18 protein-coding genes and 2 pseudogenes are annotated in these 19243 nt (G+C 43.3%); 14 read left to right on the forward strand and 6 right to left on the reverse strand.

Annotation, left to right across the window (positions count from 1 at the left end):
* Window positions 1-91: 91 nt before the first annotated feature.
* Together RG608_RS10705 and RG608_RS10710 are read right to left on the reverse strand one after the other, a co-directional pair.
* On the reverse strand, window positions 92-1018 hold the full coding sequence (locus RG608_RS10705; protein WP_268687789.1) for a S9 family peptidase: 927 nt from the start codon (window positions 1016-1018) through the stop codon (window positions 92-94).
* A gap of 135 nt (window positions 1019-1153) precedes the next feature.
* Window positions 1154-2299, reverse strand: a complete 1146-nt coding sequence (locus tag RG608_RS10710; RefSeq protein WP_308946955.1) for a low temperature requirement protein A — start codon at window positions 2297-2299, stop codon at window positions 1154-1156.
* Window positions 2300-2487: 188 nt separating this feature from the next.
* On the opposite strand from RG608_RS10710, the gene RG608_RS10715 reads away from it, so the two are divergent.
* Window positions 2488-3306 (forward strand): oxidoreductase, encoded by an 819-nt coding sequence (locus tag RG608_RS10715; protein WP_002927902.1) that lies wholly within the window; start codon window positions 2488-2490, stop codon window positions 3304-3306.
* 17 nt (window positions 3307-3323) lie between these two features.
* Window positions 3324-4364 (forward strand): AraC family transcriptional regulator, encoded by a 1041-nt coding sequence (locus RG608_RS10720; RefSeq protein ID WP_268687787.1) that lies wholly within the window; start codon window positions 3324-3326, stop codon window positions 4362-4364.
* Here the strand turns inward: RG608_RS10720 and RG608_RS10725 are convergent.
* A pseudogene (locus tag RG608_RS10725) lies at window positions 4342-4554 on the reverse strand (IS3 family transposase); the annotation flags it as partial. The gene RG608_RS10720 and the pseudogene RG608_RS10725 sit on opposite strands and share 23 nt — an antisense overlap.
* Window positions 4545-4829, reverse strand: a pseudogene (locus tag RG608_RS10730) (cinnamoyl ester hydrolase); the annotation flags it as partial. The pseudogenes RG608_RS10730 and RG608_RS10725, both read right to left, overlap by 10 nt.
* A 317-nt stretch (window positions 4830-5146) precedes the next feature.
* Here RG608_RS10730 and RG608_RS10735 point away from each other — a divergent pair.
* The 4 genes from RG608_RS10735 to RG608_RS10750 all read left to right on the forward strand — a co-directional run bounded on the left by RG608_RS10735 (window position 5147) and on the right by RG608_RS10750 (window position 6873).
* Window positions 5147-5560 (forward strand): YjdF family protein, encoded by a 414-nt coding sequence (locus RG608_RS10735; protein WP_268687786.1) that lies wholly within the window; start codon window positions 5147-5149, stop codon window positions 5558-5560.
* Window positions 5561-5749: 189 nt separating this feature from the next.
* On the forward strand, window positions 5750-5971 hold the full coding sequence (locus tag RG608_RS10740) for a DUF4649 family protein (RefSeq protein WP_002899027.1): 222 nt from the start codon (window positions 5750-5752) through the stop codon (window positions 5969-5971).
* A gap of 18 nt (window positions 5972-5989) precedes the next feature.
* Complete coding sequence (trxA, locus tag RG608_RS10745; RefSeq protein WP_125332132.1) at window positions 5990-6304, forward strand: thioredoxin; 315 nt, start codon at window positions 5990-5992, stop codon at window positions 6302-6304.
* 158 nt (window positions 6305-6462) lie between these two features.
* Window positions 6463-6873, forward strand: a complete 411-nt coding sequence (locus tag RG608_RS10750) for a hypothetical protein (protein ID WP_268687785.1) — start codon at window positions 6463-6465, stop codon at window positions 6871-6873.
* Window positions 6874-6924: 51 nt separating this feature from the next.
* Here the strand turns inward: RG608_RS10750 and pepF are convergent, their stop codons facing one another.
* Together pepF and RG608_RS10760 are read right to left on the reverse strand one after the other, a co-directional pair.
* Window positions 6925-8721, reverse strand: coding sequence for an oligoendopeptidase F (gene pepF, locus RG608_RS10755; RefSeq protein ID WP_268687784.1), 1797 nt, complete (start codon window positions 8719-8721; stop codon window positions 6925-6927).
* Between the two features lie 114 nt (window positions 8722-8835).
* Complete coding sequence (locus RG608_RS10760; RefSeq protein WP_268687783.1) at window positions 8836-10197, reverse strand: MFS transporter; 1362 nt, start codon at window positions 10195-10197, stop codon at window positions 8836-8838.
* A 521-nt stretch (window positions 10198-10718) separates the two neighbouring features.
* Between RG608_RS10760 and pnp the strand changes: the two genes are divergently transcribed.
* The 8 genes from pnp to RG608_RS10800 all read left to right on the forward strand — a co-directional run bounded on the left by pnp (window position 10719) and on the right by RG608_RS10800 (window position 19203).
* Window positions 10719-12920 carry a polyribonucleotide nucleotidyltransferase gene (gene pnp, locus RG608_RS10765; protein WP_268687782.1) on the forward strand — a complete coding sequence of 734 codons (2202 nt, stop codon included), beginning with the start codon at window positions 10719-10721 and terminating at the stop codon, window positions 12918-12920.
* 91 nt (window positions 12921-13011) lie between these two features.
* A complete protein-coding gene (cysE, locus tag RG608_RS10770) occupies window positions 13012-13629 on the forward strand; it encodes a serine O-acetyltransferase (RefSeq protein ID WP_002899011.1) in 618 nt (205 codons plus the stop codon).
* Window positions 13630-13678: 49 nt separating this feature from the next.
* The gene (locus tag RG608_RS10775) at window positions 13679-13879 is read left to right on the forward strand and encodes a YdeI/OmpD-associated family protein (RefSeq protein WP_268687781.1); all 201 of its coding nucleotides are present in this window, start codon (window positions 13679-13681) and stop codon (window positions 13877-13879) included.
* 13 nt (window positions 13880-13892) lie between these two features.
* On the forward strand, window positions 13893-14660 hold the full coding sequence (locus tag RG608_RS10780; RefSeq protein WP_268687780.1) for a nucleoside phosphorylase: 768 nt from the start codon (window positions 13893-13895) through the stop codon (window positions 14658-14660).
* A gap of 26 nt (window positions 14661-14686) precedes the next feature.
* Entirely contained in the window at window positions 14687-15208 is a 522-nt protein-coding gene (locus RG608_RS10785) for a dihydrofolate reductase family protein (RefSeq protein WP_000301974.1), read from the forward strand.
* Between the two features lie 17 nt (window positions 15209-15225).
* Window positions 15226-16569, forward strand: a complete 1344-nt coding sequence (cysS, locus tag RG608_RS10790) for a cysteine--tRNA ligase (protein ID WP_268687779.1) — start codon at window positions 15226-15228, stop codon at window positions 16567-16569.
* Complete coding sequence (locus tag RG608_RS10795; RefSeq protein ID WP_002905373.1) at window positions 16562-16954, forward strand: Mini-ribonuclease 3; 393 nt, start codon at window positions 16562-16564, stop codon at window positions 16952-16954. Before cysS ends, RG608_RS10795 begins: the two co-directional genes overlap by 8 nt.
* A gap of 401 nt (window positions 16955-17355) precedes the next feature.
* Window positions 17356-19203 carry an APC family permease gene (locus RG608_RS10800; protein WP_268687778.1) on the forward strand — a complete coding sequence of 616 codons (1848 nt, stop codon included), beginning with the start codon at window positions 17356-17358 and terminating at the stop codon, window positions 19201-19203.
* The last annotated feature ends 40 nt before the right edge of the window (window positions 19204-19243 follow it).

Consider the following 19243-nt stretch of genomic DNA (forward strand, 5'->3'; position numbering starts at 1 on the left):
CCCTTCGGGGAGATTTTTTATTTTTCACTAGGATTTTAGTCCGAGCTCAAATTGGCTCTCTGGTTTTAGAGACCTTTTTCTATCATCGGCTTTACTCTTTCAAGAATTTTTGGATGGCAGGAGCGGCAGTGATAGCAAATCTTTCGTCGATACGGTGCTCTCCACCTTCTACTGTGACCAGCTCTGCATTTGGAATAGTCTGGCTCGCTTCGACCGCATACTGGTAGGGAACGACTGCATCATCAGTGCCGTGGATAATGAGGGTCGGAGCTGTGATTTTGGCTTGCTCTGCTCGGATGTCAATGTTTAAGGCATCGATCAGATAAATCTTGCCCAGAGTAGTATTGTGGTGTGTCAGACTGTCTGGAAGTTGATCGAAGTCAGGGCTCCCTAGCTCATGATAAGTCGCTTTGGCATCGTCAAAAAGAACGAAAGCTGGAAAGATAAGCAGGAGTTTGTGCACGAGGTCCGGATAAGCAGCAGCATAGAGACTGGCAACGACACCGCCTTGGCTGGCACCGAATAAGCTCATTTTACTTTTATCTACAAAAGCCTCGGAACTCAGCTTGTCCATGACTTGAGTCAAGTCTGTGAGTTCGGTCTTGACCGACATATTCAGCATATCCTGCCCACCGCTTTTCGATTGGCGGCTGCCACCGTAGAAATCAAAGCTGTAAACCAGATAACCTTGCTTTGCCAGCAGCTGGCTGTACATTTCATATTGCTCAAGGGTGTTGTTGAATCCATGTGCGATAACAATAGTCGGTAATTTTTTACTCTTGTAGTCACGAGGAGCAGTAATCTTTCCATAGAGTTGCTTGTCATCGTATGAAATACTGTACTCTTCGGATACGATGTCTTCTGTCGGAGTCAGTTGCTTGTCGCTCTTCTCGCTAGAGGCTGTCTGTGTGGTTTCTGGCTTAGGAGGGGTAGGATTGGCTCTGTTTTGAGAATGCCAGAAGAAAATAGCTAGAGCGGACAAGCTCAGGATGGCTAGAAAAGCCCAAATATATTTCATCGTTCTCTCCTTTCAGTATTTGTAGTATTATAGCGGAAACGAAACTGTTTTACAAGGAGAAAGATTGGCAATAAAGGTCTCAATCTTATAAAAGAAAGACTCCTTTCTCTTTCGGGAAAGGAGTCTTTTTGTCGCTTAGAATAAATCCCAGTCAACTGTTGAAAACTTTTTAGTCTGTTTAATATAAAAATAAGCAAAATGAATTTCTATAGCTAGGGTCAAAATGGTTGCAATACTCACTACTTTCATAGGATTAGAAGCAAAGATTAAAGAGAGAATTAAGGTAGTCAGATAGAGTGCAGCTTGGACAAAGTAGAAACGTTGCGAAAAGCGAAGATAGTGTTTGTTATATGGGCCATTTGCTAGGACAGCTGCTTGGAAAAGGCCGATTCCGATATAAAAGAAGCTGGTCACAAAGAGATGATTGGCTTCAGGACTTAAAAGGAAACTCATCGAAACAGTCATCATAATCAGTCCAATGAAAATAGGATAGTGACTGTAGATCAGAAATATTCCCTTTTGATTAGATGCTTCATCAATAGCATGGTCGAATTGACCAAAGTAAAACAAGAATAGAGAAAGCATGATCATGAAATAAAGAACCGAATAAATAGAGAAATTCTCGATTGTAAAGAAGTTGGCTAGCCCCATAATCATCTCACCAAAAGTGATAATGACTAGAAGGGAGATGCGTTCGATTAAATGGGGAAGATTGATTTGAAAATGCTTGGCCTTTCGAGTCATGATAATGGGCATAATAAAGGTCAGGAGGATACTGAGAACGAAGACATAGATACCAAGGTTGATTGGAAGGAGAGCTGCTAGGTAGACACCAAGAGTTCGAAGCCCAGTCATCCGGAGAAAACCCTTGATACTTTTTCGATTGCTAGCATCTGTTGATTGTCGATAATATTCAACTAGATATTGGAAGAAAAGGGTGAGAGTTAAGGTACCAACGGCCCAACAGAAGGGGTGGAAATATACTTGCCAATCATGGCCGATCATATTTGAAATGAAGAGCAGGAGGCCCATATTGATAAACATGATCACCATGTTAAATAAAGAGTTCTTCCCATAGCGATTGGTATAAACGGTCTGAATCATCCAGGAATTGACAAGGACCAAAAGAGACATGAAAAAATCAAAGAGAGAACTCCAAGTCAAAATTCCGTTATGGAGATGGTGAATGAGGGCAGTTGTTTTTGAAATGGCAAATACCAGAACCAGGTCATAAAATAGCTCTGAAAATTCTACCCGTTTGTGTTTGATAAGGTTTGTCATAGTAGGTTCTTTCTAGTTAAGATGTAACAATTTATTATAACAGAAAACAGCAATGAAAGAGAAGGATATTCTTTAATGACTTTATGTGGCGTAAATTGTCAAAGTCTTGTCTTCTTTTGTCATGTACTTGTCGGCTTCTGTCTTGTATAATAGTCTCATAAATTAAATGAAATAAAGAGGAAATCATCATGTCAAACAAAAAAGTTATCTTAGTTACAGGCGCTTCATCAGGTATGGGGAAACTTTCAGCCCAAGACCTTATCAAAGCTGGTCACACCGTTTACGCTGTTGCTCGTAGTGTCGATAAAATGAAAGACCTTGAAGCACTTGGTGGCCATATCATGAAAATGGACGTAACAAACGAAGAGGATATTGAAAAAGTTGTTGCAAAAGTAATTGAAGAACAAGGTCGCATTGATGTTCTTTGGAATAATGCTGGCTACGGTCTTTATGGCCCTGTCGAAGATCTTTCAATGGAAAAAGCGCAACAACAGTTCGAAGTCAATGTCTACGGTGTAGCCCGCTTGACGAAGAAAGTATTGCCTTATATGCGTAAGCAAAAGGATGGTCTTATCATCAATACGTCATCAATGGGTGGTAAAATCTACACACCACTGGGTGCTTGGTACCATGCTTCAAAACACGCCATTGAAGGTTTTAGTGACTGTCTCCGTATGGAAGTCAAGGAGTTTGGCATCAAGGTGGTTGTTTTAGAACCTGGAGCGATCAATACTGGTTTTAACGCAGCAGTTGGTCAAAACTTCTCTCATGAATCTAAAAATGGAGCATATAGTCGTTTGGTGAACGCTTATATCAAAGCTATGGAGAACAACCCAACACCAGGGTCTAAGCCAGAAGTCATCTCACGTACAGTTCTCAAAATCATCAATGCTCGTAACCCTAAAACACGCTATCTTGTTGGCCGTGGAGCCAAGCTCTTGGTAGGAATCCGTCGCATCTTTGGAGATAAATTCTTTGATCGCATGATGTTAATGACTTTCCGTTAATAGAATGGAGAAAGCTTATGCGCCTTAGTCTCAGTCAACAGTATATTGAAAATTTAAGCCTTATGGGCCTGGATCTGAAAACGATTCTGGAATTGGCTAATCTACCAGATAGCACCTGGAAAGAGGAAATGAATCTCTCAACTCTGGACTATTATCATCTGTTAATGGCTTTTGATCAGGTGGCCAATGATGAGCAAATAATAGCCATGAGCCGTATCAAGGACATTCAAATGTTTATGCCTCCTTTTTTCGCGGCCCTATCCTCTAAAAACGGTTTGGCTGCGATAGAGCATTTTGCCAAATACAAGAAGATTACAGGTCCGATTGTTGTGAATATGGAAGTCTTTGATGACCTTGTCCGTGTAAGCTATCGTTATGATTATCCAGGGTTAGACCTGCCTCGCTTTGCAGTCCTCAATGAACAGTTGTTGTTGCTTGATTTGATTCGGACGGGAACGGGAGAAGAGATTGTCCCAGTGCATGTCGGGACTCCTTATTCTTATGAGGATGCCAGTGTTCGTATTTTTGGATGCCAAGTGGAAGTAATGGAAGGGAATGAACTGGTCTTTAAAAAAGCTGACTTAGAGAAGCCTTTCCTCACAGCAAATAATGTCATGTTAGACTACCTAGAACCTCAACTCAAGGAACGCTTAGCAGAAGCAATGACCAGTGAAAGTTTCACAGGGATTGTTCAGCAAAAACTTTACCAGGCTATTCCAAGTGGTTTCTTTACCATTGAAGATATAGCAGCGTCATTAGGCATTAGCAGTCGCACCTTGCAACGCAACTTGACTGCAGAAGGAACCAAATTTAATCAAGAATTGCAAAATGTCCAAAAGATCCTAGCCTTTGGTTATTTCAAAAATCCAGAAATGACAACAGAAGATGTCGCCTATCTGCTAGGTTATTCAGAAGTATCGTCTTTCTCACGAGCCTTTAAAAAGTGGACAGGACAGACCATCTCGGAATATAGAGACCCTTGTAGTCAGAAGAACTGCAGATTTAAAAAATTCGTAAAATCATTCATCAAAGGATTTAGTACTGAGGGTAGAGGCTAAGTCCTTTGATTTTGACTTTAATTCGTTTGTTGTAGTAATTAATGTAGTTGACAATCGCTTTCTTAAGGTCTTCAAGGCACTGAAACTCCTTTTCAAAAACATAAAACATTTCGGGTTTCAAAATGTCAAAGAAAGACTCTATCATGACGTTGTCTGGACTGTTACCCTTGCGTGACATGGACGGCTGCACTTTTTATATTGCTCAAGGGTATTGTTGAAACCATCTTCGATGACAATGGTTGGCAATGTTTTGTTTTGGTAGTCACGAGGAGCGGTAATCACACCGTAGAACACTTTGCCGTCGTATGAAACACTGGATTCCTCGGATACAATGTCTTCTGTCGAAGTCAGCTGATTGACGGATTTCTGGCTAGAAGTTATCTGAGTGTTTTCTGGTCTAGGAAGAGTAGGATTAGATCTGTTTTGGGAATGTCAGAAGAAAGTAGCTAGAGTAGCTAAACTCAGGACTGCTAAAAATGCCTAAATGTATTTCAAAGCCCTCTCCTTTCATTATTTGCAGTATTATTGCGAAAACGAAGGCGTTTTACAAAACGAGAGCTTTCTTGTTTTTGATTTTTCTGGATTTCATACAAGAAAATCTAATTCAGTCATCTAAGCGAGATCCCGATAACCTTGAGTTTTTTAGAAAATCTTGCTAAACTGTAGCTACTAAGATAAAAACACAGTTCTGGTTGGTAGTCCAGACGCAAAAAATCTATTTTTTGTCAGTAACCTTCCTCCTTGGTTGTCCATTCTTAGGAATTTTTAAAGGAGGGGCTGTCATGGATAAGATTTCAATGACGCTGACAGTTTATTTTGAAGAGGGATTTTGGCACGGTCTTTTCGAGCAGGAACATGCTCAATCTTATAGAGTTTGCCGAGTCACCTTTGGTGCAGAGCCTAGTACGCAGGAATTGTTGGATTTTCTAAACCGTTATTATCATCGGTTGCAGTTTAGTCCTAGCATCAGAGTTAAGGAGAAGACTAAGTCGGTCAGTCCTAAACGCCTGCAGAGACAGGCTAAAAAGGAGCAGATGGCTTCATGTTCTTCAAAGTCTCAGGAAGCGCTGAAGCTGCAATTTGAAGAGCAAAAGAAAATCGCTCGAGTCAAGCGCAAGCAGCAGAAAGAACTGGCTAAGCAAAGGAAATTCGAACTCAAACAGCAAAAACGGTTGAAAAAGCACAAGGGGCATTGAACCTGTTTTTTATTATTTACATGGGAAAGTCTTCCGATGGGAGGCTTTTTTTGTTTGCCAGGAAATCGGTGAGTTGCTTGAAAAGCCAAGTGATTTCTCCAAGTCGTTTTATTTGACAGATGTAATCGAAGCTATTACAATATAATCATAAAATAAAAATTACAAGAGTAATTTGAAAAAGGAGAAATTATGATTGAAATTACATATTTGGATGCTGTCAAGCAGGAGCGGAAGATGACCTTTGAGTCTTATCAGGAGTTTGAGCAGTCCCAGCAAGCCTGCTTGATTGGTGTAGCAGATTATTACCCAGTTAAAAAATTGACTTATAAAGGCCATGATTTGAACTATCAGGGTACTTACGGCGACGTCTTCTTTTTCCTGATGAAGCAGGATTTGACAAAGTTTGACTAAGAATAAAGGAGAAAAATAATGGTAAAAGCAATCACAGATGCAACATTTGAGCAAGAAACAAAAGACGGCTTGGTGCTCATTGACTTTTGGGCGACGTGGTGCGGACCTTGTCGGATGCAAGGACCAATCTTGGACAAACTGTCTGAAGAGTTGTCAGAAGATGAGCTCAAGATTGTTAAGATGGATGTGGATGAAAATCCAGCTACAGCACGCGCCTTTGGCATCATGTCTATCCCGACTCTGCTCTTTAAAAAAGACGGTCAAGTCGTCAAGCAGCTAGCAGGTGTTCATACTGCCCAGCAGATTAAAGCGATTGTGGCAGACTTGGGATAAGGTGAGTAGAAGATTAAATTAGACCTATTTAAAATTGAGACTGCTCAGGTTATAGAGTGGTCTTTTTTATTGCGATTGTAACAATAAGGAGTCAATTTAAAAAATTTGTTCGAAAATTCACTTTTTAAGGTATAATAAGTAGAGGTAAATTTTTTCCAATGGGTTGCGCTAGAGATCCGGTTTATTTAAAACATGATGGGAAAGAGGTAATGAGTATTATTGAGTTGCTAAAACATCTTTTATTTGTTTTTATGATTTTTACACCATTTGTTGCCCCAGCGGTTTTGTGTTTCTTTGTGGGGTGGATGATTCCTAGAGAGCAGATCACTCAAAAAAGAATCATACTAGTATTAGCCTTGTTGATTCCAATTTTGCTTTTGATTTCCTATTGTGCCCCTCAGATATTAGGCCTGGTTTTTTGGAGTCTGATTTGGTTTTTCATCGGGCTGCTGCGAATGAAGAATTATACTAAGTCACAGTACTGGATAAGATGGCTTATATTTATCGCTTGTTTTAGTGCCTATATTTTACTTTATCTCCGCTTTTTTGGTTCTCTTTATTTTTATTAAACTATTTAAAATCAGCTTGAAGCAAATCTTCAAGCTGATTTTGTTTATTCTTTATTCCCCCAACTCCTCGCTGTAAGCAATAATCTGATCAACTGTGTCAGACAGGAATTGGATGGTATCACGGAGTGGTTTGTCTGTTGAGATATCCGCTCCGATAATCATAGCTGATTCAAGCGGAGTCTTGCTGCCGCCAGATTTGAGCAGCTCTAGCCAGTCGCGAGCGCCATTTTCGTCATTTTTCAGGTGGAGGTAACCGGCAGTAGAGATGACCAGACCTGCGGAGTAAGTGTAGCTGTAAAGCCCCATGTAGTAATGGGCTTGACGCATCCAGGTCAGGGTAGCATCGTCGTCAATCTCAACGGCATCCCCCCAGAATTCTGTCAAGACTTCTTTCATGATAGCGTTGAGTTTGCTTGCGCCGAAGGTTCCACCTTCTTCAATCAACGTATAGACCTTGCGTTGGAAAGCAGCTTCCAGCAAGTGGGTGATGAAGTTGTGGAAGTAAGTATCCGTCAGACGGTGAGCCAGGGCAAAGCGTTTCTGACGAGGATTGTCGAACTGGCGCTCCAGATAATCACTGAGCAGGAGCTCATTAAAGGTAGATGGTGCTTCCACATAGTAGGTGGACATGTGGGCGTTAAAGTAGCTTTGGTGATTGTCAGAGAAGATAAACTGACCAGAGTGGCCAATCTCGTGAATCAGAGTGTAGACATCGCTCATACGGCCAGTCCAGCTCATGAGAACATAAGGGTGAACTCGATAAGGATCAGCAGCATAGCCTCCAGCATCCTTTCCAGCATTGGCGGCAAAGTCGACCCAGCGTTCTTCCTTATAGCGGGCAACTTCTTGACAATACTCTTGTCCGAGTGGCTCGACTGACTTCATGACCAGGTCATAGGCATCATCAATGCTGACTTCAGGATTAAGCTCGCTGTCCAAGTCCAGCTTCCAGTCAGCAAAGGTCATTTTTTCAAGTCCATTGACCTTAGCGACATGCTTGAGGTATTTCTGGGCTACTGGGGCAAATTCACTCATAATTAAGTCAATCTGCCGGTCAAACATAGAGCGATCAACTTCTTGCTCTGCCAGTAAGTAGTCAAAGACAGAGTCATAGCCCTTCATGTCAGCCAGCAATTTTTCGGACTTGACCTGAGCCAGATAGGCAGCAGCAGCAGTATTCTGATGCTGACGAAGCTCTTCTGAGAAAGAGCGGAAAGATTTTTCGCGGATTTCTGCATTTTCATGGTTTTGATAGAAATTCTCATAGGTGACAAAGCTGTTTTTGTAAACCTTGCCGTCTACTTCAAAGTCAGCCATAGCAAAGTCGCCGGCCCGCATCTTGGTGTAAATATCCTGTGGACTGTAAAAGACTTCACCTAGATTGGTCAAGGCTTTTTCGACATCTGCTCCCAGATAGTGGGCTTTTTTGATTTTAGCCTGGCGAATGGCTGAAGTCAGATGGGGCTCTTGGCCTAGTCTCTCTAAGACAGACTCGTCTGCACCGACTAGGGCGTCATCAAAGAAGCTGAGCGCGACATTTGCTTCGGTCTCAAACTCCATAGCTGCTTGGGCAATCTGTGCAAAGCTCTCGTCGCCAAAGTCAGTGGTCTGTGGCATAAAGCCGTAGTTGCCGATGTGGCTGATTTGGATATAAATCTGCTCTAACTCAGCAAATGCCCGCTCAAAATCTTCGAAAGTGCTGAGCTTGCCTTGGTAATCACGGACGAATTTCTGGATGTCCTCTTTGGCCTTTTCGATGGCCCGCAGGAAGTCCTCTTGGTCTTGGTAAAGGGCCGTTAGGTCCCAGAGTTCATTTTCCGGAAATTCAGAACGATGTTTTTGTTCCATAGTCTACTCCTTTTATTATATATAGAAACAGTATAGCAAAAAATCCCCCAAAATGTCTTTGGGGGAGAAAGATAAGTCAGTAATTTTTAGATGTTTGTCATTTGAGGATAAAAGTCAAAGTTTCTTTGCAGCAATCTTTTTAAAAAGCAGTAGATAAGACAAGAATACGAAGATAACCAAGCCCAATAAAAGGGTAAAGACGTTTTGAGTTCCTTTTGTCATATTGGGAGCTTGATTAGCAATGACAGCCGTTACTGCAGTACCTATAGCGCCCGCAAAGGTCTGGGCCAGTTGAAACAGCGCGGTCGTATCTGCAGTCTTTCCTTTATCAACTTGAGTCGTGGCTAGAGCTAGTGTGTTATTGAAAGCCATGTTTCGCCCCAAGGTAAAGCAAATATAAATCGCAATAACAGCTGTTAAGGTGAGTTCTTTTGTAAAGATAAGGAGTAAGAGTACAGCAAGGAAAAGAAGTGAATTTCCTGTAAAAAGGGTTGGTTTAGGGCCTTTTCTATCATAGAGTTTGCCAAAGGCAGGAGATAGGAAGGCTCCAAGCATGGTTCCCGGAAGTAATGCAAAGCCTGCCTGAGCGGTTGAAATGTCTTTTTCTATGACCAGGAAGTTGGGAATCAGAAAATTAGCCGATAGGTTTATAAATTGAAAAATAAAGAAGGGTAAAATAGCCAATAAGACCGTTGGTTGCTTTAAGATACGAATATCTAAGAAGGGATGATCAATTTTCAAGCTCCGATAGATAAAGAAAGCTAGTGGCACTACGCAAAGAACAAGATAGAGCCACTCGATATGTCCTTCTTCTAAGCTAGAGATGGCTACAATGGCAAAGACGAGTGAGCTTGCTAAGAGGAGAAATGAGAGAAGATCAAAGGCCCGTTTCCTAGACTTCTCGGAATTTCTTAAAAAGAAAAAGCCAAGAATAAAGGAAATGATTGGGACAGGAAGAATGAAGGTGTAAATCATATGCCAGTCAAAACGACTAATCATAAAACCACCGTAAGTCGGACCAATTGCTGGTGCTAGGCTGACCACCATACCAGACAAGCCCATGTAGGTTCCAATTTTTTGCTTAGGAACACGCTCAACAATTAAGTTAAAGAGCAAAGGAATGGCTAATCCAGTAGCGCCTCCTTGCAGGATTCTCCCTATCATCAAGATGGGAAAGCTTGAAGCCAACATGGCAATCAGTGTGCCCAAGCAAAAGTTGGCCAAAGCGGTAAAGAGAATAGTCCTCTCTTTCCAATTGTGGGCCAAGGTTGCTCCTAAAGTAATCGTAATGGCCACTGCTAACAAATATCCTGTTGTAATCCATTGCAGCGTTCCCAGTCCTAACCCAAAGACCTTACTTAGATGCGGGAAGGTTACATTCATACTGGTTTCAGATAAGATGCCTGCAAAGCTGACTAAGGCTGTCGCAAGGAGTGAGAAAAAATCTTTCTTTTCAACTGTTTGATGTTCTGGCACGATTGTCTCCTTTACATGTTTGAAATGAGTCACTGTGTTTATTATAAAGCAAGAAGTCCTCTTTGAAAAGTGAATAGTGGCTATACCGCCATCCTATTTGACGAATCAAAAGGGAAAAAACGAACTCAGACAGCCAACTATAATCAGCTATAGAAAAGAAAAATAGATTTTCAGTACTTTTATAGAAAAAAGCCATTTTCAGCCTTTTTCTTTTGCCTGAAATTGTGGTAAAATAAGGTCTGTACGTGCTTGATACAAAGATGAGGATATAATAAGCTGCTAAGACCATGATATTAAAGTCAAAGTGCTAACTGAACACCTCCTATGAGTTGCTTAAGAGCTTAATATCTTGATGAACTGAATACGACCTAAAAGCTGTGTAAAAAAGATAAACTGCCTTGTCTCCATCGAAGATTTCACCAGTTTCCTATTTTTACTTTGCTTTTGAGGGTCTTAATATCTTGATCTTTGTAGCCAAGGCGTATGAAAAATTTTGAGCATGTGCTCGGCAAGGAGTCTTTATGACAAAACAAATTTTTAAAACCGTTTTTGCAGGTCGTGAGCTGGTAGTTGAAACCGGTCAGGTTGCAAAACAGGCAAATGGCAGCGCCGTTGTTCGATATGGAGAAAGTACTGTTTTAACTGCGGCAACCATGTCCAAAAAGATGGCTACTGGCGACTTTTTCCCATTGCAGGTCAACTATGAGGAAAAAATGTATGCGGCTGGGAAATACCCTGGTGGCTTTAACAAGCGCGAAGGCCGTCCATCAACAGATGCGACTTTGACTGCCCGCTTGATTGACCGTCCGATTCGCCCTATGTTTGCGGAAGGTTTCCGCAATGAAGTTCAGGTTATCAATACTGTTCTTTCTTATGACGAAGATGCTTCGCCTCAAATGGCCGCTATGTTCAGTAGCTCTCTGGCTCTTTCTATCTCAGATATTCCTTTTAACGGCCCTATCGCAGGAGTTCAGGTCGGCTATGTAGACGGTGAATTTATCATCAATCCTAGCAAGGAACAAAAAGAAGTTTCGCTTTTGGAACTGACAGTGGCTGGTACCAAAGATGCTATCAACATGGTAGAGTCTGGAGCTAAGGAGCTGTCTGAAGATATCATGTTAGAAGCCCTTCTCAAAGGGCACGAAGCAGTCAAAGAATTAATTGCCTTCCAAGAAGAAATCGTAGCGGCGGTCGGCAAGGAAAAAGCTGAAGTGGAATTGCTGCATGTTGATGAAGAGCTGCAGGCAGAGATTGTCGCAGCATACAACAGTGATTTGCAAAAGGCTGTTCAGGTAGAAGAAAAGCTGGCGCGTGAAGCCGCAACTCAGGCTGTCAAAGATCAAGTTACAGCCGCCTACGAAGAAAAATATGCTGACCACGAAGAATTCGATCGTATCATGCGTGATGTGGCTGAAATCTTGGAACAAATGGAGCATGCAGAAGTGCGTCGTTTGATTACCGAAGATAAGGTCCGTCCTGACGGCCGTAAGGTTGATGAAATCCGTCCGCTGGATGCAGAAGTGGATTATCTGCCGCGCGTGCATGGTTCTGGTCTCTTTACTCGCGGGCAAACCCAAGCCTTGTCTGTCCTGACCTTGGCACCAATGGGCGAAACGCAAATTGTGGACGGTTTGGATCCAGAATACAAGAAACGCTTCATGCACCACTATAACTTCCCGCAATATTCTGTCGGTGAGACAGGCCGTTATGGGGCTCCTGGCCGTCGTGAAATTGGACACGGTGCTCTTGGGGAACGTGCCTTGGAGCAAGTCTTGCCTAGTCTGGAAGAGTTTCCGTATGCAATTCGTCTGGTAGCGGAAGTCTTGGAGTCAAACGGTTCTTCCTCCCAGGCCTCTATCTGTGCGGGCACTTTGGCTCTGATGGCAGGTGGTGTGCCGATTAAGGCACCGGTTGCCGGAATTGCCATGGGCTTGATTTCAGATGGCAGCAACTACACAGTTCTGACGGACATTCAAGGTTTGGAAGACCACTTTGGCGATATGGACTTTAAGGTAGCTGGTACCCGCGAAGGGATTACTGCCCTGCAGATGGATATCAAGATTGAAGGAATTACAGCAGAGATCTTAACAGAAGCTCTGGCTCAGGCTAAGAAAGCCCGCTTTGAAATTCTTGATTTGATTGAAGCGACGATTCCAGCTCCGCGTCCTGAGTTGGCTCCAACTGCTCCGAAAATCGACACCATCAAGATTGATGTGGACAAGATTAAGATTGTCATCGGAAAAGGTGGAGAAACCATCGACAAGATTATCGCTGAAACCGGTGTTAAGATTGATATTGATGAAGAGGGTAATGTATCCATCTACTCCAGCGATCAAGATGCGATTAATCGTGCTAAGGAAATCATTGCTGGCTTGGTCCGCGAAGCAAAAGTGGACGAAGTTTACCATGCCAAGGTTGTTCGAATTGAGAAATTCGGTGCCTTTGTCAATCTCTTTGACAAGACGGATGCCCTCGTTCACATCTCAGAGCTGGCTTGGACTCGGACCAACAACGTCGAAGATGTCGTACAAATCGGTGATGAAGTGGATGTCAAGGTGATCAAGATTGATGCCAAAGGCCGGGTAGATGCTTCCATGAAAGTATTGCTGCCGCGTCCACCAAAGTCTGATAAGCCAAAACATCATCATGACAAGGGACATCATCCACACAAGGAGCACAAAGGTCACAAAGACCATCAAGAAAGCCCTAAAACAGAAGAATAAGAGGTCGCTTATCCCTGTAGACCTCATCAAAAATCGGCAGAGGCGAGCCTAGTTCTCGTCTCTCCTTGTTTAGAGAAGGAAGGAGGCTAGCATGGGTTGGTGGAAAGAATCCATTGATATTGTAAAAGAAAATGACCCGGCGGCACGAACATCGCTGGAAGTCTTGCTAACCTATCCAGGCATCAAAGCTTTGGCGGCCCACCGCCTCTCGCATTTTTTGTGGCGGCACGGCTTCAAGCTGTTAGCGCGCATGCACAGTCAATTCTGGCGTTTCTGGACCCAGATTGAGATTCATCCCGGCGCTCAGATTGAGTCAGGTGTCTTCATTGACCATGGCAGTGGCCTGGTGATTGGAGAAACGGCCATTGTGGAGAAGGGGGCCATGCTTTACCACGGCGTGACCCTAGGCGGTACAGGAAAGGATACAGGCAAACGTCATCCGACCGTGCGTCGAGGTGCCTTGGTCTCTGCCCATGCTCAAGTCATTGGACCAATTGAGATTGGTGAAAAAGCCAAGGTCGGAGCCGGTGCAGTTGTAGTGGCTGATGTTCCAAGTGATGTGACAGTTGTTGGTGTACCGGCCAAGATTGTCCGTGTTCACGGTGAGAAAGACGAGCCAACCATTCACGAGGTAGAAGAGAAGCGGGAATACTATCTAGACAAACTAGAGCATGCCCGTGAGGCCAGCCACCATTCGTCAAGTCTGTAGAAAAGGGTAGCAAAGTTATCGAGGTGAAGTATGACAGGAGGTAAGAACTATGTCAGATTTATCAGATGCAATTTTGAACCAGGCAGTTCTTGAGTTGCAAGAACACTTGGATGGTCTTGCTAAGGAGCGCTTTATTAAACTGCCACCTAGCCACCAGCGAGAATGGGCTCATTATATCAGTGAAGCCAAAAAAGATGAGACCAAACTGCGCCGTCTAAATAAAATGAAGGCGGATTTGCTGAAGGCTTAAAGAAAGAGAAGTTATGCTATTAGAGGAATTTGAAGATGTAGCTGGGGTTATTGAACCAACAGATAGGCAGATTATTGACAAAGGTGAGGTATGCGAAACCATCATCCTGTCCTTTAATGGAGAAATTCTGAAACGTTTGATTGAGTCAGAAGAAGTCTATCCAGGAGGCTATTTGAAAAGCATAAACGGACAGCATCCATGGTATATGTACGGTCAAGGTCCTAGTAAGCTAGCAGTTATGTTGGCTCCGATTGGAGCTCCCATGATAGTTGGCCAACTTGAGGAGTTGGCAGCCAGAGGCTTCAAGAATTTCATCATTCTAGGTTCCTGTGGCGTTTTGGATCGCTCAATTGAGGCGGATAAAATCATCCTGCCTGCAGCCGCTTTGCGAGATGAAGGGACTAGCTATCACTATGCCCCACCGGGTGATGCAGTCGCCTATGACGAATCCCTGTTGATTAAGCTTGAAGCTATTTTTGACAAGCACAATATCGAGCATATCCGCACCAAGTCTTGGACGACTGATGCCTTTTATCGGGAAACGCCTGATAAAGTCAAGCGTCGCTTGGCTGCTGGAGCCAAAGTGGTGGATATGGAAGCTTCAGCTATCATGGCTTGGAGTCAATTTCGCAAGAGTAAAGTCTATCAATTCTTCTACACAGCTGACTATGTGGATCATCATAACCGAACCTGGGATGCTCGCCATGAAGAGCGGACAACTGATGCCATGACTTTTTTCACTATCGCTTTGACAATAGCAAAGGAACTAGAAAGGAACTGAGTAGAACTAGAAAGGAAACTACAAGAATGGCAGTATATTTTTACGGCTGTATCACCATGGATGGCTACTTGGCAGACAGCCAGCACAGGATAGACTGGTTGCATCAGCTTGGTTCTGTAGAGGATACAGGCTATGATGACTTTTACAGGCAAATGGATATCACCATCATGGGCAAGCGGACCTTTGAGGAAATCCAAGATTTGCAAGATGTAGAAAGTTTTTATCAAGCTACGGAAAACTATGTCTTTACGCATGATAGGCACCTGCCTGTCAGCAATTACCAGCCAGTAGCTGGGGATGTGGTGGACTTTGTTCACCAGATTGACAAAGGCAAAAATGTCTTTGTGATTGGTGGTAATTCCTTGGTAGGACCGCTCTTGGATGCGGATCTTTTCGACCACCTCATTATTCAGATAGCGCCTCTTATCCTAGGAAAGGGGGTTCCCCTCTTTACCCAAGAGGAAGGGCAGCGCTTTTACCAACTGGATAGCCTCAGACAATTTGGCCCTTTTGCAGAGCTGGTTTTCAGCCGAAAAAGTCAGAAATAGAGAAGGGAGTGGACCGCATGATTAAAATTTACGACACCATGACCCGCAGCCTACGTGAATTTGTGCCCATTGAAGAGGGCAAGGTTCGCATGTATGTCTGCGGTCCGACGGTTTATAACTATATCCATGTCGGCAATGCCCGCTCAACAGTAGCTTTTGACACAGTTCGTCGCTATTTTGAGTATCGGGGATTTGAGGTCAATTATATTTCCAATTTTACAGATGTAGATGATAAGATTATCCATCGAGCCAAGGAAGAAGGCATCACTCCCAAAGAAGTGGCTGACAAGTATATCGCAGCTTTTCGTGAGGATGTATCAGCTCTGGGTGTAAAACCTGCGACTCGTCATCCGAGAGTGATTGACTTTATGGAGGCGATCATTGACTTTGTTCAGACTTTGGTGGATAAGGGCTACGCCTATGAGTCAGAGGGCGATGTCTACTTCCGAGTCGAAAAGTCTCACAATTATGCCAAACTAGCTAACAAAACCTTGGCAGACTTGGAGCTAGGAGCTTCTGGTCGGACAGATGAAGAGACCGCTCGCAAAGAAAATCCAGTGGACTTTGCTCTCTGGAAGGCAGCTAAGCCAGGTGAGATTTCCTGGGACAGCCCTTGGGGAGCAGGCCGTCCGGGCTGGCATATCGAGTGTTCGGTCATGTCGACGGAGATCTTGGGCGATACTATTGATATCCACGGTGGAGGAGCAGATCTAGAGTTTCCTCACCATACCAATGAAATCGCCCAGTCAGAGGCCAAGACTGGTCAGACTTTTGCCAACTACTGGATGCACAATGGCTTTGTCAACATCGACGATGTTAAGATGTCCAAATCTCTAGGCAATTTTATCACCGTTCACGATGCCCTCAAGACCATTGATGGTCAGGTGCTGCGTTTCTTCTTTGCGACCCAGCATTATCGCAAGCCGATTAATTTCACGGAAAAAGCCGTTCATGATGCAGCTACCAATCTTAAGTATTTGAAGAATACCTATGAGCAGCCTTTCACTGGTCAGGCAGATTCGGCTCAGCTTCAAGCCTTTCTAGACAAATTCACCACTGCTATGGACGAAGATTTCAATGCGGCTAACGGTATCACGGTTGCCTTCGAGTTAGCCAAGTGGATCAACTCTGGCAACTACACCGCTGAAGTCAAGGCAGCCTTTGCCAAGCTCTTAGAAGTTTTTGGTATCGTCTTTGTAGAAGAAGTCTTGGATGCAGACATTGAGCGTTTGATTGAGGAGCGCCAAGTAGCGCGGACTAATCGAGACTTTGCGACTGCAGACCGTATTCGGGATGAATTGGCTGATCAGGGCATCAAGCTCTTGGATACTAAGGACGGAGTGAGGTGGACACGTGACTGATGTCAACCTGATTAACGGCATTGCCCTCGCCTTTGAGGGAGATGCTGTCTACTCCATGTATATCCGGCGTCACCTAATTTTTCAGGGTCTGACCAAGCCCAATCAGCTGCACAGGGAAGCGACCAAGTACGTTTCTGCCAAGGCTCAGGCCAATCTTATCTCTCTGATGCTGGAAGAAGGGATTCTGACGGAGAAGGAAGAGGATATCTATAAGCGTGGCCGCAATGCCAACAGCCACACCAAGGCTAAGAATACAGATATCGTCACCTACCGTATGTCAACCGGCTTCGAGGCAGTCATGGGCTATCTGCATATGACTGAATCTATTGAGCGACTGGAAGAGCTGATTGACTGGTGTATTCGGAAGATAGAGGCTTCGTTCTGATTCATTGTCAACTTGTTTATTCTGAGATAGAACTCTTTTATGAACAATCACTAAAATTTAAGAAATTTAAATATCAAAAACGAGCTTGGCATAAAGCTCGTTTTTTTATAAACAGGCATGCTGTTTCCAGAAAAAATAGAAGATTTTGTAGGAGAATGTGTTTGAAACTTTAAATAGATTGTTTGAGTACTTTCTAGCTACGCCGCTTGCGATTTCTATCCTCTTCACCTTCAATTTTTTAGTGAGATTGGGGAATGATGTTGATATCTACTGAGATGGTTTTCATCAAGCATTTGGATAAAAAGCAGGAAGTTTAAATTTATGAAAATTTATTTTCAGAAAAGTATTGACATGTTTTCCAAAAAGGAGTAGAATGGCTCATGTTTTTAAAGGAGGAACTTATGTTTTCCAAGTTAAAAGGCTTTTTTATTGGACGCCCATTAAAATCTGGGGAAGAGGGCGATGATGGTCATTTATTGACCAAGATGCAAGCCTTGGCCATGCTCTCCAGTGACGCTTTATCTTCTATTGCTTATGGACCAGAGCAGGTTGTTTTGGTCTTGACGTCTATTTCTATTGGTGCCATTTGGTGGTCGCTTCCCATAGGAATTGTCGTATTGGTTTTATTAGCGAGTTTAACGATTTCTTACCGTCAGGTTATCCATGCTTACCCTCAAGGAGGAGGAGCTTATATGGTGACGACAGAAAATCTATCTCCAACGGCAGGTTTGATCGCTGGCGGAAGCTTGCTGGTAGATTACATGTTGACAGTAGCCGTTTCAGTCGCTTCTGGAGCGGACGCAATTACCTCTGCAATTCCCGTCTTACATCCTTACAATTTACATATTTCCATTTTCCTAGTTCTCTTGTTGATGCTAATGAATCTCCGAGGATTAAAAGAATCGGCTACTTCCTTGATGATTCCTGTCTATCTTTTTATTATCAGCACCTTATTGTTGATTGGTTTTGGTTTTGTGCAAATCCTGACAGGAAACCTAGACTATCACGCAACCGCGCGGATTGGTAGTCCGATTGCTGGAGTAAGTTTGATCTTACTGCTTCGTGCTTTCACCAGCGGCTCTGCTTCCTTGACAGGAGTGGAAGCTATTTCCAATTCGGTTCCCTTTTTCAAGAAACCAAAAGCCCATAATGCCGCAGCTACCCTCTCGATTATGGCTTTAATCCTAGGCATCATGTTTGCGGGCATTACCTTCTTGAATTATTGGATTGGCATCGTGCCTGTCAAAGGTGTAACGACCTTGGCTCAGATGGCGCAAGCGATTTTGGGGACTTCTCCTCTTGGTCGTATTTTGTTCTATGTTTTCCAATTGTCAACAGCTTTGATCTTAGCAGTGGCAGCCAATACAGGCTTCTCAGCCTTTCCTATGCTCTCCTACAATATGGCTAAGAACAAATACATGCCTCATATGTACATGGAAAAAGGAGATCGTCTCAGCTATTCTAATGGCATTTTCACTTTGGCTTTTGGTGCCATTGCTCTTTTGTTCATCTTTAAGGGAAATACAGAACGCTTGATTCCCCTGTACACGATTGGTGTGTTCGTACCCTTTGCTCTCTCCCAGACCGGTATGGTTGTCCATTGGAAGAAAAAATATGGAAATAATTTCTTGAAGCATTCGATTGCGAATATCCTTGGAGCGATTATTTGTTACGGGATTGTCCTTATCTTACTCTTGTTCCGCCTTCAAGATATTTGGCCTTTCTTCCCTATTATCATTGTCTTGACTTGGCTGTTTTTATCTATCAAGCAGCATTATAATAGAGTCGCTAAACAGTTGAGATTGCATGACCATATCGAGCGTCAGAACTACACTGGTAATACGGTAATTGTCCTAGTCGGGAATGTCACCCGAGTCAGTGTTGGTGCGATGAGCTATGCTCGTAGTATCGGAGATGAAGTCGTAGCAATGCATGTTTCAACAGCAGAAACTGCTGAAAAAGATGCTGAAGTCGCCAAGGAATTTGCTGAGTACTTCCCAGATATTCGCTTTGAGACAGTCACGACTAGCTACCGCAATATTATCAGTCCGACAGTTCAGTATGTGATTAAGGTGGCCAAGCGAGCCAAAAAAGAAGGCCGAACAGTGACGGTCCTAGTACCTCAATTTATACCTAAAAAGAGATGGCAAAATGTCCTGCATAACCAGATGAGCTTGAAATTGAAATACTATCTGAAATGGTATGAGGATGTTGTGGTTGCAAGCTATTCTTATCACTTAAAAGAATGAGCGATCGCTTTTGATTAATGAGAAAAAGAGTTGAAGATTT

Origin of the sequence: Streptococcus sp. IsoGale022 (genome assembly GCF_031142805.1) — a bacterium.
GTDB classification, from domain to species: domain Bacteria; phylum Bacillota; class Bacilli; order Lactobacillales; family Streptococcaceae; genus Streptococcus; species Streptococcus sanguinis_A.

Coding starts and splice junctions, on each gene's coding strand:
- RG608_RS10785 (WP_000301974.1), top strand. CDS start 14,687: ATGGCAGTATATTTTTACGGCTGTATCACCATGGATGGCTACTTGGCA.
- RG608_RS10735 (WP_268687786.1), top strand. CDS start 5,147: ATGGATAAGATTTCAATGACGCTGACAGTTTATTTTGAAGAGGGATTT.
- RG608_RS10705 (WP_268687789.1), bottom strand. CDS start 1,018: ATGAAATATATTTGGGCTTTTCTAGCCATCCTGAGCTTGTCCGCTCTA.
- RG608_RS10715 (WP_002927902.1), top strand. CDS start 2,488: ATGTCAAACAAAAAAGTTATCTTAGTTACAGGCGCTTCATCAGGTATG.
- RG608_RS10710 (WP_308946955.1), bottom strand. CDS start 2,299: ATGACAAACCTTATCAAACACAAACGGGTAGAATTTTCAGAGCTATTT.
- pepF (WP_268687784.1), bottom strand. CDS start 8,721: ATGGAACAAAAACATCGTTCTGAATTTCCGGAAAATGAACTCTGGGAC.
- RG608_RS10775 (WP_268687781.1), top strand. CDS start 13,679: ATGTCAGATTTATCAGATGCAATTTTGAACCAGGCAGTTCTTGAGTTG.
- cysE (WP_002899011.1), top strand. CDS start 13,012: ATGGGTTGGTGGAAAGAATCCATTGATATTGTAAAAGAAAATGACCCG.
- trxA (WP_125332132.1), top strand. CDS start 5,990: ATGGTAAAAGCAATCACAGATGCAACATTTGAGCAAGAAACAAAAGAC.
- RG608_RS10740 (WP_002899027.1), top strand. CDS start 5,750: ATGATTGAAATTACATATTTGGATGCTGTCAAGCAGGAGCGGAAGATG.
- pnp (WP_268687782.1), top strand. CDS start 10,719: ATGACAAAACAAATTTTTAAAACCGTTTTTGCAGGTCGTGAGCTGGTA.
- cysS (WP_268687779.1), top strand. CDS start 15,226: ATGATTAAAATTTACGACACCATGACCCGCAGCCTACGTGAATTTGTG.
- RG608_RS10780 (WP_268687780.1), top strand. CDS start 13,893: ATGCTATTAGAGGAATTTGAAGATGTAGCTGGGGTTATTGAACCAACA.
- RG608_RS10720 (WP_268687787.1), top strand. CDS start 3,324: ATGCGCCTTAGTCTCAGTCAACAGTATATTGAAAATTTAAGCCTTATG.
- RG608_RS10750 (WP_268687785.1), top strand. CDS start 6,463: ATGGGTTGCGCTAGAGATCCGGTTTATTTAAAACATGATGGGAAAGAG.
- RG608_RS10800 (WP_268687778.1), top strand. CDS start 17,356: ATGTTTTCCAAGTTAAAAGGCTTTTTTATTGGACGCCCATTAAAATCT.